Origin of the sequence: Segeticoccus rhizosphaerae, from assembly GCF_005222685.1 — a bacterium.
Taxonomy (GTDB): domain Bacteria; phylum Actinomycetota; class Actinomycetes; order Actinomycetales; family Dermatophilaceae; genus Segeticoccus; species Segeticoccus rhizosphaerae.
Genome location: NZ_SWMA01000001.1, coordinates 315,325 through 327,085 on the forward strand (window position 1 = coordinate 315,325; position 11,761 = coordinate 327,085).

The 11,761-nt window shown below is 70.6% G+C and carries 11 protein-coding genes and 2 pseudogenes; 9 read left to right on the forward strand and 4 right to left on the reverse strand.

Annotation, left to right across the window (positions count from 1 at the left end; all coding sequences use genetic code 11):
- The first annotated feature begins 79 nt into the window (after positions 1–79).
- The 3 genes from FCN22_RS01445 to gdhA all read left to right on the forward strand — a co-directional run bounded on the left by FCN22_RS01445 (position 80) and on the right by gdhA (position 3,023).
- Entirely contained in the window at positions 80–1,096 is a 1,017-nt protein-coding gene (locus FCN22_RS01445) for a DnaJ C-terminal domain-containing protein (RefSeq protein ID WP_137119738.1), read from the forward strand.
- A gap of 6 nt (positions 1,097–1,102) precedes the next feature.
- Entirely contained in the window at positions 1,103–1,552 is a 450-nt protein-coding gene (locus FCN22_RS01450; RefSeq protein WP_373681272.1) for a heat shock protein transcriptional repressor HspR, read from the forward strand.
- A gap of 121 nt (positions 1,553–1,673) precedes the next feature.
- Positions 1,674–3,023: an NADP-specific glutamate dehydrogenase gene (gene gdhA / locus FCN22_RS01455; RefSeq protein WP_137119739.1), complete on the forward strand. Its 1,350-nt coding sequence runs from the start codon at positions 1,674–1,676 to the stop codon at positions 3,021–3,023.
- 15 nt (positions 3,024–3,038) lie between these two features.
- On the opposite strand, the gene FCN22_RS01460 is transcribed toward gdhA, so the two are convergent.
- On the reverse strand, positions 3,039–3,593 hold the full coding sequence (locus tag FCN22_RS01460) for an O-acetyl-ADP-ribose deacetylase (RefSeq protein ID WP_137119740.1): 555 nt from the start codon (positions 3,591–3,593) through the stop codon (positions 3,039–3,041).
- A gap of 124 nt (positions 3,594–3,717) precedes the next feature.
- Here FCN22_RS01460 and FCN22_RS01465 point away from each other — a divergent pair, with 124 nt between their 5' ends.
- Positions 3,718–4,011: a hypothetical protein gene (locus tag FCN22_RS01465; RefSeq protein WP_137119741.1), complete on the forward strand. Its 294-nt coding sequence runs from the start codon at positions 3,718–3,720 to the stop codon at positions 4,009–4,011.
- Positions 3,966–4,701, forward strand: a pseudogene (locus tag FCN22_RS01470) (HAD-IC family P-type ATPase); the annotation flags it as partial. The gene FCN22_RS01465 and the pseudogene FCN22_RS01470, both read left to right, overlap by 46 nt.
- On the opposite strand, the gene FCN22_RS01475 reads toward FCN22_RS01470, so the two are convergent.
- Both FCN22_RS01475 and FCN22_RS01480 read right to left on the reverse strand, forming a co-directional pair.
- Positions 4,623–5,465, reverse strand: a complete 843-nt coding sequence (locus FCN22_RS01475; RefSeq protein WP_137119742.1) for an isocitrate lyase/PEP mutase family protein — start codon at positions 5,463–5,465, stop codon at positions 4,623–4,625. The pseudogene FCN22_RS01470 and the gene FCN22_RS01475 sit on opposite strands and share 79 nt — an antisense overlap.
- 11 nt (positions 5,466–5,476) lie before the next feature.
- Complete coding sequence (locus tag FCN22_RS01480) at positions 5,477–5,866, reverse strand: nitroreductase family deazaflavin-dependent oxidoreductase (protein WP_137119743.1); 390 nt, start codon at positions 5,864–5,866, stop codon at positions 5,477–5,479.
- A 113-nt stretch (positions 5,867–5,979) separates the two neighbouring features.
- On the opposite strand from FCN22_RS01480, the gene FCN22_RS22470 reads away from it, so the two are divergent.
- The 4 genes from FCN22_RS22470 (at position 5,980) to FCN22_RS01495 (ending at position 11,252) form a co-directional block, all read left to right on the forward strand.
- On the forward strand, positions 5,980–6,108 hold the full coding sequence (locus FCN22_RS22470) for a hypothetical protein (RefSeq protein ID WP_274381527.1): 129 nt from the start codon (positions 5,980–5,982) through the stop codon (positions 6,106–6,108).
- Between the two features lie 108 nt (positions 6,109–6,216).
- Positions 6,217–8,808: an ATP-dependent chaperone ClpB gene (clpB, locus tag FCN22_RS01485; RefSeq protein WP_137119744.1), complete on the forward strand. Its 2,592-nt coding sequence runs from the start codon at positions 6,217–6,219 to the stop codon at positions 8,806–8,808.
- 82 nt (positions 8,809–8,890) lie between these two features.
- Complete coding sequence (locus FCN22_RS01490; protein WP_137119775.1) at positions 8,891–9,601, forward strand: LppX_LprAFG lipoprotein; 711 nt, start codon at positions 8,891–8,893, stop codon at positions 9,599–9,601.
- Positions 9,582–11,252, forward strand: coding sequence for an MFS transporter (locus FCN22_RS01495; protein ID WP_137119745.1), 1,671 nt, complete (start codon positions 9,582–9,584; stop codon positions 11,250–11,252). The genes FCN22_RS01490 and FCN22_RS01495 overlap by 20 nt, the downstream gene beginning before the upstream one ends.
- A gap of 23 nt (positions 11,253–11,275) precedes the next feature.
- Here the strand turns inward: FCN22_RS01495 and FCN22_RS21535 are convergent.
- Positions 11,276–11,761 (reverse strand): annotated as a pseudogene (locus tag FCN22_RS21535) (hypothetical protein); the annotation flags it as partial.

Sequence of the window (11,761 nt, forward strand, 5' to 3'; positions counted from 1 at the left end):
CCGGACCCGACACCGCTTCGGCGACACGACTCGCCGAAGCGGTGTCGGGACGAAACAGTGAGCAGAGGAGGAGGCGCCCATGGCCAGCCAGGACTGGTTCGAGAAGGACTTCTACGCGATCCTCGGCGTCTCCCCCGACGTCGACGACAAGGCACTCAAGAAGCGCTACCGCAAGCTCGCGCGCGAATGGCACCCCGACTCCAAGCCGGGCGACACCGCGGCGGAGAAGAAGTTCAAGGAGATCGGGGAGGCGTATGCCGTCCTGTCCGATCCCGAGCAGCGCAAGCAGTATGACGCGATCCGCCAGATGGCCCACGGCGGCGCCCGATTCACCGCCGGCGGCGGCCCGGGCGGCTCTGCCGGTGGCGCCGGCTTCGAGGACCTCTTCGGTGGCATGTTCGGCGGCGGGGGCAATGTGCGCTTCACCACCTCCGGCGGTGGCGGCGGGGCTGGGCAACCCAACCTCGAGGACCTGCTCGGTGGGATGTTCGGCGGTGGCGCCGGCCGTGGCGGTTACGGGGGGTTCGGCGCACCTGCCGGCCCCCGCCCCGGCGCGGACATCAACGCCCGCACGACGCTGTCCTTCCGGCAGGCGACCCAGGGTGACACGGTCACTCTCCAGGACGCCGACGGCGGCCACGTGACGACCCGGATCCCCGCGGGGGTCAAGGACGGTCAGCGGATCCGGCTGCGCGGCAAGGGCCATGCCGGCGACCACGGAGCCCCCAAGGGAGATCTGATGCTGACCGTGCACGTCGAGCCGCACCCCGTCTTCGGCCGTGACGGCAACAACCTCACCGTCGACCTGCCGGTCACCTTCGCGGAGGCCGCCCTGGGCGCGACCGTCTCGGTGCCGACCCTGTCGGGCGCGCCGGTCAAGGTCAAGATCAGACCGGGCACGCCGAGCGGCAGGGTGCTGCGGGTCAAGGGGCGGGGCATCGAGAGCAAGAAGGGCACCGGTGACCTGCTGGCCAAGGTCACCGTCGTCGTGCCGCAACGGCTGTCCGACTCCGCGCGCGACGCCCTCGAGGTCCTGCGCGCGGACGAGGACGGGGCCGATCCCCGGGCCGAACTCTTCGCCCGTGCGAAGGAGTGAGCGGACGTGACGCCACGAGGCTTCCCCCACGATGACGACGCCGCGGTGTTTGTCATCTCGGTGGCTGCCCAGCTGGCTGGCATGCATGCGCAGACGTTGCGGCAGTACGACCGGCTCGGCCTCGTCTCGCCCTCTCGCACCCGTGGAGGCGGGCGCCGCTACTCGGCCCGCGACATCGCACGGCTGCGGACGGTGCAACGTCTGTCCCAGGAGGACGGCATCAGCCTGGCCGGGATCCAGCGGATCCTCGAGCTGGAGCACGAGGTCAGCCGGCTGGAGGAACGCGTGGAGGTGCTGACCGCAGAGCTCGAGCGCGCGCGACTCGAGCGCAGCGCGGCGGCCCGCGTCTTCGCGGCCGGCCGGGCCGGCGACGTGGTCGCTGTGCGGGCAGGTGAGCGTCCCAGCCGCACCCTCAGCGACTCGCGGGCGCTGGTGGTGTGGCGGCCGCGGGCCTGAAGCCCACTCCCGGGCACGGTGCCTCGGTCGCATTTCCGCGGAGTGGACAGTCATCTCAGGGACCGGACACCGCGGGTATGGTGACCCGCGTCCCTGCCCGCCACCCCCCGAGGAGGCGCCCGTGTCGGCGCTCGAACCGAAGCTGCAGTCGATCTACGAGCTGGTGCTCCAGCGCAACCCGGGGGAGACCGAGTTCCACCAGGCGGTCCGCGAGGTGCTCGACAGCCTGGGTCCGGTCATGGCCAAGCACGCGGCATACACCGACGCGCGGGTCATCGAGCGCATCTGCGAGCCGGAGCGACAGATCATCTTCCGCGTGCCGTGGGTCGACGACAACGGACGCATCGAGATCCACCGCGGCTTCCGGGTCGAGTTCAACTCCGCGCTCGGGCCCTACAAGGGCGGGCTGCGCTTCCACCCGAGCGTCTACCTCGGCATCGTCAAGTTCCTCGGGTTCGAGCAGATCTTCAAGAACGCGCTCACCGGGCTGCCGATCGGTGGGGGCAAGGGCGGGTCCGACTTCGACCCCAAGGGCCGCTCTGACGGCGAGGTGATGCGGTTCTGCCAGTCCTTCATGACCGAGCTCTACCGCCACATCGGCGAATACACCGACGTTCCCGCCGGTGACGTCGGTGTGGGCGGCCGCGAGATCGGCTACCTTTTCGGGCAGTACAAGCGGATCACCAACCGCTACGAGTCCGGCGTGCTCACCGGCAAGGGCATCGGCTGGGGCGGGTCGCTGGTGCGCACCGAGGCGACCGGCTACGGCACAGTCTACTTCGTCGACGAGATGCTGCGAACCAGGGGCGGTTCGCTGGACGGCAAGCGCGTGCTGGTCTCCGGCTCGGGGAACGTGGCGATCTACGCGATCGAGAAGGTGCACGAGCTGGGTGGCACCGTGGTGGCCTGTTCGGACTCCGGCGGTTACGTCGTCGAGGAGAAGGGCATCGACGTCGAGCTGCTCAAGGAGGTCAAGGAGGTCCGGCGCGGGAGGATGACCGACTACGCCGAGGCACGCGGATCGGGAGCGAACCACGTTGCGGGCGGCCGGATCTGGGAGGTGCCGTGCGACGTGGCACTGCCGTCGGCGACTCAGAACGAGATCGAGGAGGCCGACGCCAGACGGCTGGTCGACCACGGCTGCGTCGCGGTCGCGGAGGGCGCCAACATGCCCACAACCCCCGCGGCGACCCAGATCTTCGCCGAGGCCGGTGTGCTCTTCGGCCCCGGCAAGGCAGCCAACGCCGGAGGGGTGGCGACGAGCGCGCTCGAGATGCAGCAGAACGCCTCGCGCGACTCGTGGACCTTCGACTACACGCAGGACCGGCTCGCCGAGATCATGAAGGGCATCCACGAGCGGTGCGCCGCCACGGCTGACGAGTACGACGTGCCGGGCAACTACGTAGTGGGCGCCAACGCCGCCGCCTTCGTCCAGGTGGCCGATGCGATGCTGGCGCTCGGAGTCGTCTGACCGGTGCGCCCGCGCTCAGCCCAGTGCGCGGGTGAAGGCGTCGTAGGTGCGGGCGCCGAACAGCACGAACCGCACCAGCTCCACCTGGCCGAGGTCGCCGTCGCCGTATGGCGTGATGACCGTCCCACTGGCGAGGGTGTCCCTCACCGTGGTGACGGCGATCTCGGCCACCTCGTCCGCGTCCCACCCGTAGATGCCGGCGCTCACCGCCGGCATCGCGATGGTGCGTGCTCCTGCGCACGCAGCGGCCGACAACGACGTGCTGAAGCAGGAGATCAGCAGAGCCGGATCGGTCTGGCCGGCATGTCTGTTCGGCCCGACGGTGTGGACGACCCAGCGGCAGGGCAGGTTGCCGGCGCCCGTGACGACCGCCGCGCCGACCGGCAGCCCGTCCGGGTAGGAGTCCTGACGCAGTGCCCGGCACTCCTCCAGCAGGGCTGGACCGGCGGCGGCGTGGATCGCGCCGTCCACCCCACCGCCACCGAGCAGCGAGCTGTTGGCAGCGTTGACGATCGCGTCGACCTGCTGGGTGGTGATGTCACCCTCGACGGCTTCGATGTGACCTGTCATGACGGCCACGCTACCGCTGTGTCGGGGGCCCGGTCCGTGCTCGTGGCAGGACCTTGGCCCCTGTCAGACGCCGACACGGCGGGATACGGTCCGAATGATCCATCCCTGACCGCACGGAGCTGACATGACCACCAGCGCCATCCCCACCTCCTCCGCGGCCAGGCGGCGGACACCGCTGGCGCAGACCTGTGGCGTGCCGCACTCCTGCGACGACGCGGTGCGCATGCGCGTGCTGTCGCGCGTGCCCTACTTCGCCGGTCTCTCCCGCGAGCAGCTGGAGGGGATCGACCGCCGGATGCACTCGCTCTCCTGGGCAGACGGGATCCGCTCTACCTCGCTGGAGACCCGGCCGAGCACCTCTTGGGACACGCTCCACGAGCCGCCGACGCACTCGCCTCGGCGGGCCGAACGCCCATGATCGTCGCCGTCGACGACACCGCCGTCGGGGTGATCGCCGTCGCGGACGAGGTGCGGGCCGACGCCGCCGACATGGTGGCGCGGCTGCACGAGGCCGGGGTGGAGCGGGTCGTCATGCTCACCGGTGACGCCCGGCAGGTCGCCGAGGCGGTCGCCCCGGCCACGGGTGTCGACGAGGTCCATGCCGTTCTCCTCCCGGAGGACAAGCTCGAGGTCGTCGCGCAGCTGCAACGCCGGGGTCACACCGTCGCCATGGTGGGTGACGGGTCAACGACGCCCCGGCCCTCGCCATCGCGGACATCGGCGTGGCGATGGGGCGGCCGGACCGGCCGTGGCGGTCGAGACGGCCGACATCGCCCTCATGGGCGACAACCTCCTTCGGCTCCCGGAGGCGGTGTCGCTGGCCCGGAGGACGGTGCGGACCATGCGACAAAACATCGCGGTCGCGTTGGCCACCGTGCTCGCGCTGCTGCTCGGCGTGGTGTTCGGTGGCGTGACGATGGCGATCGGGATGCTGGTGCACGAGGCGTCCGTGCTGGTGGTGATCGCCAACGCGATGCGTCTGTTGCGCCGAGCCCGTGGCGCGACGGACACCGGACGCGGTCCCTCGGCTCAGGCCGTTCCGGCACCGCTCTCGTCGGAGAACCCCGATTCGATGGCTGCTCGACCGGCGGCGGACCGGGTGGTGTAGCCGTAGGTGCCCTGGTCGAGCAGCTCGCGGGCCGACTCGAGCAGGGCACCCAGCGCGGCGAAGGCGAAGGCGCCGCCCACCGAGATGCGGGCGACACCGATCTCGGCGAGCTCGGCGACGGTCGGCGTCGCCGACATCGCGAGGACGTTGACCGGACGGTCGACCGAGGTCACGACCGCGCGGATGTCGTCGGCGCTGGTCAGGCCCGGTGCATAGAGCACGTCGGCCCCGGCCTCCTGGTAGGCCTGCAGCCGCGTGATCGTGTCAGCGAGGTCGGCCCGGTCGTGCAGGTGGTTCTCGGCCCGCGCGGTGAGGACCAGCCGCTGCGGCCCGGCATGCGCCGCCTCGGCGGCGGCCTGCACCCGGTCGGTGGCGAGACCGAGATCGTAGATGGGAGAGTCGGGTCGGCCGCTGAAGTCCTCGATGGATGCGCCCGCGGTGCCGGTGCCGAGCGCCAGCCGGATCGTCTCGGCCGCGCCGGCAGGTTCGTCGGCGAAACAGTTCTCCAGGTCGGCGTTGACGGGTAGCGCGGTGGCTCGCACGAGCTGTGCCGTGTGCTCGAGAGCCTCGTCGCGGCTGAGGGAACCATCGAGCCGGCCGAGCGACGCGGCATACCCGCTGCTGGTGGTGGCGAGGGCACGAAAGCCGAGGGAGGCGAGCAGGCGCGCGGATCCCGTGTCCCACGCGTTGGGCAGCAGCAGGGGACCGGAGTCGTGGTGCAGCTGGAGGAAGGTGGCGGTGGCGGTGGCGTCGGAGTCGGGCATACCCCCTGACGTTAGTCGTCCTCACCGACAGTGGTCAGGGACATGAAGTCGGAAACGTCTGTGAGGGCCAGGATCTGGCGCACCACACTCGGCATCCCGGTCCTGCTCTCGTCGTGAAAGAGCCGCGGTGCCGTGCAGTGATGTGTCCTGCCACGGGTGTGGATCCGGCACTCACCCGCGGCCAGCACGTTCTTGACCCAGTCGGAGTCCGTGCCGTAGGTCAGCGCGATGGTGAAGCCGCCCTCCACCCGGAACACGTTGACCGGGGTGTTGTACTCCTTGCCGGACCTGCGGCCGCGATGAGTGACCAGCCCGAACCCGGGCAGCTGCCCTGCCAGCGGTCTTGTGACGCGGTTGAGACCGACCTTGTTGAGCTCGGCGACCTTCCTAGGCAACGGCATGGCTCCTCCTTCGTCCGATCCATCCTGCACCAGCTGAAGGCTCGCCGCGCCGAATTCCCGAACGGACCAGAACATGCCGCCTCGCCCAAGCTCTCTGGTCCATGGCGCACGGCATGACGATTCTCGAGCTCGACCAGCGCTACCCGACCGGTGACGCACCAGAGCAGTCGTGGCAGGCCGCCGCCGAGTTGGTCACCGCGCGGCTCGGCACGGTCCCGGGCGCCGCTCACTCCCAGGGTTGAGCGGAATAGACTCAACTCTACTCCGGTTGCTGATACTGAACGTGTCCCGACCCGGCGACGTCACGGCACCGACCTGCGGCGTCGTCATCACGAGGAGATCATCTGTTTATGGACCTGCAGCTCACCACCAAGGCTCAGGAGGCGCTGTCCTCCGCCGTTCGCGACGCCGCTGCCACCGGCCACCCCCAGGTCGAGCCGGCGCACCTGCTGCTGGCGCTGACCCAGCAGACCGACACCACCACGGGACCCTTGCTGGAAGCGGTCGGTTCGTCGGCCACCGCCGCGGGGCACGCTGCGACCACGGCCTTGGCGTCGCTGCCGAAGGCCAGTGGCTCTTCGGTGAGCGCGCCCGGCCTCTCGCGCCAGGCGCTGGCCGTGCTGGAGCAGGCCAGGTCGCTGATGCAGTCGATGGGCGACACCTTCGTCTCGACCGACCACCTGCTCGTGGCGCTGGCCGGCACCGGCAGCTTCGGTCTGGACGCCGACGCGCTCACCGCCGAGATCCCCAAGATCCGCGGCGGAGCGCAGGTCACCTCCGCTGACCCTGAGGCGACGTATGACGCGCTGGGCAAGTACGGCACCGACCTCACCGAGGCTGCCCGCGAGGGCCGGCTCGACCCGGTGATCGGCCGTGACTCGGAGATCCGGCGCGTCGTGCAGGTCCTGTCCCGGCGCACCAAGAACAACCCGGTGCTGATCGGCGACCCCGGCGTCGGCAAGACCGCCGTCGTCGAGGGACTGGCGCAGCGCATGGTGGCCGGTGACGTGCCCGAGTCGCTGCGCGGCAAGCGGCTGATCAGTCTCGACCTCGGCGCGATGGTCGCGGGCGCGAAGTACCGCGGCGAGTTCGAGGAGCGGCTCAAGGCCGTCCTCGAGGAGATCAAGAACAGCCACGGCGAGATCGTCACCTTTATCGACGAGCTGCACACCGTCGTCGGTGCCGGCGCGACCGGCGAGAGTGCCATGGACGCCGGCAACATGCTCAAGCCGATGCTGGCCCGCGGTGAGCTGCGGCTGGTCGGTGCGACCACGCTTGACGAGTACCGCGAGCACATCGAGAAGGACGCGGCGCTGGAGCGGCGCTTCCAGCAGGTCTTCGTCGGTGAGCCGAGTGTCGAGGACACCATCGGCATCCTGCGCGGGCTCAAGGAGCGCTACGAGGCGCACCACAAGGTGGCCATCGCCGACTCCGCGCTCGTCGCCGCGGCGGCGCTGTCCGACCGCTACATCACCGGTCGGCAGTTGCCCGACAAGGCGATCGACCTGATCGACGAGTCCGCCTCGCGGTTACGGATGGAGATTGACTCCAGCCCCGTCGAGATCGACGAGCTGCGGCGCGGCGTCGACCGGCTCAAGATGGAGGAGCTCGCGCTCGCCCAGGAGACCGACGCGGCGAGCAAGGAGCGTCTGGCCAAGCTTCGCCAGGACCTCGCCGACCGCGAGGAGGAGCTCGCCGCCCTCAACGCGCGCTGGGAGCAGGAGAAGGCCGGCCTCAACAAGGTCGGTGAGGTCAAGGCCCAGATCGACGACCTGCGCAGCCAGGCCGACCGGCTGCAGCGCGAGGGCGACCTCGCCGGCGCGTCGGCGATCCTCTACGGCCAGCTGCCCGCGCTCGAGCAGGAGCTCGACCAGGCCCAGGCCGCCGAGTCGACCTCGTCGACCGCCGGCGGTGAGGCGCCGATGGTCAAGGAGGAGGTCGGGCCCGACGACATCGCCGACGTCATCAGCTCGTGGACCGGCATCCCTGCCGGCCGCCTGCTCGAGGGCGAGACCGAGAAGCTGCTGCGGATGGAGGACCACCTCGGCAAGCGGCTGATCGGCCAGAAGGCTGCCGTGCAGGCGGTCAGCGACGCGGTGCGCCGCTCGCGCGCCGGTATCGCCGACCCCGACCGCCCCACCGGCTCGTTCCTCTTCCTCGGACCCACCGGAGTCGGCAAGACCGAGCTCGCCAAGGCGCTCGCCGACTTCCTCTTCGACGACGAGCGCGCCATCGTGCGGCTGGACATGAGTGAGTACTCCGAGCGGCATGCCGTCGCGCGGCTCATCGGAGCTCCCCCGGGGTATGTCGGGTACGAGGAGGGCGGCCAGCTCACCGAGGCGGTGCGTCGACGTCCGTACAGCGTCGTCCTGCTGGACGAGGTGGAGAAGGCCCACCCCGAGACCTTCGACATCCTGCTGCAGGTGCTCGATGACGGACGGCTCACCGACGGTCAGGGCCGCACGGTCGACTTCCGCAACGTGATCCTGGTGATGACCTCCAACCTGGGCTCGCAGTTCCTGGTCGATCCGCTGCTGGACGACCACGCCAAGCACGAGGAGGTCATGGCCGCGGTGCGTGCCGCGTTCAAGCCGGAGTTCCTCAACCGGCTCGACGAGGTCGTCATCTTCGACGCCCTGACCACCGACGAGCTCGCGCACATCGTGGACCTGCAGGTCGCGGCGCTCGCTCGGCGGCTCACCGACCGCCGGATCACCCTCGAGGTGACCGACGCGGCGCGTGAGTGGCTGTCGCTGACCGGCTACGACCCGGCATACGGCGCCCGTCCGTTGCGCCGGCTGGTGCAGACCCAGATCGGTGACCAGCTCGCCAAGGAGCTGCTGGCGGGCCAGATCCATGACGGCGACACGGTCGTCGTGGACCGAGACCCCGAGGCGGACGGACTCACCGTGCGACCGGCCGGTGTTGCCGTCAACGGCTGACGGAGTCCGCGGGACCGCTCGGGACCGCCGGTCATCCGACCGGCGGTCCCGATGTCTGCCGGCCAGAGGTTAGGTTCAGTTCATGCGACTTCGCTCCACGTCCGTGGCTGCCGTGGCAGCCGCGCTTCTCGCCCTCACCGCCTGCAGCGGGGGAGGCGGCGCCGACTCCGGGTCGGGAACGGCCACCCCGCCCTCGGCCCGCGACCAGTTGGCGGCTGCGAAGAAGGTGCTGGATGACGCGTCGTCGGTGCACCTCAGGCTGACCTCCCAGGACGTGCCCGAGAAGGCTGACGGCGTCCTTGGCGCGGAGGGAGACGGCACCCACGCGCCGGCGTTCAAGGGCACCCTGGAGGCCCGGATCAAGGGCCTGCAGGCGACGGTGCCGGTGGTCGCGGTCGGCGGCGGATTCTGGCTCAAGCTGCCTTTCTCGAGCTCCTACCTGAAGGAGGACCCGGCGAAGTACAACGCGCCCGACCCCGCCGACCTCTTCTCGACCGACCACGGCATCACGACGCTGCTCCCGGCCACGAAGGACCCGAAGCTCGGCGACAAGTCACGCGATGGCAAGGAGGTCGTGCAGACGATCACGGGCACGCTCCCCGGCAAGGCGGTGACCGACGTCCTGGTCATCGGTGACGCGAAAGGCAGCTACGACGTGACCTACGGGATCGTCCCGGACAGCAAGCAGATCCGCACCGTGGCGGTCAGCGGGCCGTTCTACCCAGGTGCCACGTCGACCTACACCCTGCACCTGGACGCCTACGGTCAGCCGGTTGAGATCACCCAGCCCTAGGGCCCTTCTGGGCACGGCCTCGGCGGCCGTCGCGCTGGCCGCCGCCGACACGTATGTCGTGGTGCTTGCCCTCCCGGACATGATGGCCGGCGTGGGCCTCGGCATCGACGCCCTGCAACGGGCGGCGCCGATCATCTCCGGGTTCCTGCTCGGTTACGTCGCGGTCCTCCCGCTGATCGGACGGGTGGCCGACCTGGTGTCTCGGCAGCGGATCCTGCTGGTGTGCCTCGGCATCTTCGTCGCCGGGTCCGTCGTCACCGCGAGCGCGGTGGACCTGTCGGTGCTGGTATCCGGCAGGGTGCTCCAAGGAGTCGGTGGGGGAGGCCTGGTCCCCGCGACCCTGGCCCTCGTCGCCGACCTGTGGCCGGTCGAGCGGCGTGGCACCGCGCTCGGGGTCGTGGGTGGCGTGCAAGAGCTCGGCAGCGTCCTCGGGCCGCTCGTGGGCGCGCTGATCCTCGCGGTGTCCGACTGGCGAATGATCTTCTGGGTCAACGTCGCCCTGGGGATTGCCTTGGCCGGGGTCATCGTCCTCACCGGGCGCGAACGCGTCCGGGCGCGGCCGGTGCCGGTTGTCCTGGGCCTGGTCGCGGGAGTGCTCGGCGTGCTGACCCTGCTCGCGCCCCAACGGTTGGTCGTCGACATCACGCTGGGCGTCCCCTTCATCCCGTTCCATGGAGATTCGCGGGTCGCTACGCCCATCGGGGTCGCCGCCGCCGTGGCTGTGCTGCTGTTTGTCACCGCCACCGCGGGATCGTGGGGCCCGGTGCTGAGGCAGGCCGATCTCACCGGTGCCGTGTGCCTGGCCGTGGCCCTCGGGTCCCTGGTTCTCACCTTTTCGTCGGCCGACCCTGAGCGTTCCGTCATCGGACCGCTCGGCTGGTGGCTGGTCCCGGTGGGCCTCGTCGCGGTCGCGCTCTTCCTGTGGCGCCATCGTGTCGCGGCGTCTCCACTGATCGCGCGCGGACTGGTCCAGGCACGCGTCATACCGGCCTTGCTGGTGAGCGTGCTCGTGGGATGTGCTCTGGTAGCGGTCGTGGTGGACGTCCCCCTGCTCGCGCGGTTGGTGATGACCGACTCCCAGACCACCGCGGCGCTCGTGCTGGTGCGGTTTCTCGTGGCGGTGCCGATCGGAGCGGTGGCCGGCGGATGGTTGCTCCAGCGGTGCGGGGCCGGGCTCGTGGCCGGGCCGGGACTGCTTGCTGCCGCCGCCGGGATGTTGGCGATGGCCGGATGGGACGAGGGCTCGCTCCAGCACTGGACCGCGACGTTGGTGCTCGTCGTCGTGGGGCTCGGACTCGGGCTCGCGATTGCACCGGTCAACGACGCGGCGCTCGCGGACGCGCCACAGGAGGCGCACGGGATGGCGAGCGCACTCCTGGTGGTCGGGCGGATGGTCGGCATGGTCGTGGGGCTGGCGCTGCTGACCGCGATCGGACTGCATCGGTTCTACGCTGCGGTCAATGCCTTGCCCGACCCACAGGCCCCCGGTGCGATGGTCCACGCGGGGGTGGTGCAGGTGCAGACGGTGTTTCTGGGCGCGGCCGTGGCTGCGCTGTTGGCGGCGCTCGTGTCGCTGTCCCTGGGGCTGCGCAGACGCCGGCACGCGTTGAGCTCGGACGACGGGCCAGCCGTGGTCACCGGTGCACGCTGACGTGACGTGGCTCTTGGGGCGCGTCAGGCGCTGGCTTGGAGGTGGTTGGTCGGGTGAGTGGGGTAGTCCTGGCCGGCTGGTGAGGTCCAGGTGCACACGCCGTCGCGGGTCATGGTCAGGCGCCAGCCGGCTTGGTGTTTGGCGCGGTGGTGGTGTTTGCACAGGCAGTGCAGGTTGGCGACGGTGGAGCTGTCGGCGGGGATGACCCCGATGCCGGGGATGAGGCAGCCGGCGGGGTCGGCCCGCAGCCAGGCCGGGGTGTCGACGGTCAGGGGTGCGGCCGGGGTGGTGGTCTCGTCGGCGGGGTGCAGCATCCCCCCGCCCGCGGGGCCCAGCCGGGTGTACCCGGACCCGCCCGGCCCGCCGGCACAGCCACGGTCCACCCCCGCCACCACACCGCCCGCACCGTGGTCGTCGGCATCGGTATCGGCATCGGTGTCGGTGTCGGGAGGGGTCTCGGGGGGCCGGTCGGCCCAGGTGTCGTCGACGGCGAACAGCTCGATCACCTC

Bases quoted from the DNA above. Each gene is read 5' to 3' on its own strand.
- FCN22_RS01465 (WP_137119741.1), top strand. From the start codon at position 3,718: ATGACCACCAGCGCCATCCCCACCTCCTCCGCGGCCAGGCGGCGGACA.
- FCN22_RS22470 (WP_274381527.1), top strand. From the start codon at position 5,980: ATGACGATTCTCGAGCTCGACCAGCGCTACCCGACCGGTGACGCACCA.
- FCN22_RS01445 (WP_137119738.1), top strand. From the start codon at position 80: ATGGCCAGCCAGGACTGGTTCGAGAAGGACTTCTACGCGATCCTCGGC.
- FCN22_RS01480 (WP_137119743.1), bottom strand. From the start codon at position 5,866: ATGCCGTTGCCTAGGAAGGTCGCCGAGCTCAACAAGGTCGGTCTCAAC.
- FCN22_RS01490 (WP_137119775.1), top strand. From the start codon at position 8,891: ATGCGACTTCGCTCCACGTCCGTGGCTGCCGTGGCAGCCGCGCTTCTC.
- FCN22_RS01475 (WP_137119742.1), bottom strand. From the start codon at position 5,465: ATGCCCGACTCCGACGCCACCGCCACCGCCACCTTCCTCCAGCTGCAC.
- FCN22_RS01460 (WP_137119740.1), bottom strand. From the start codon at position 3,593: ATGACAGGTCACATCGAAGCCGTCGAGGGTGACATCACCACCCAGCAG.
- clpB (WP_137119744.1), top strand. From the start codon at position 6,217: ATGGACCTGCAGCTCACCACCAAGGCTCAGGAGGCGCTGTCCTCCGCC.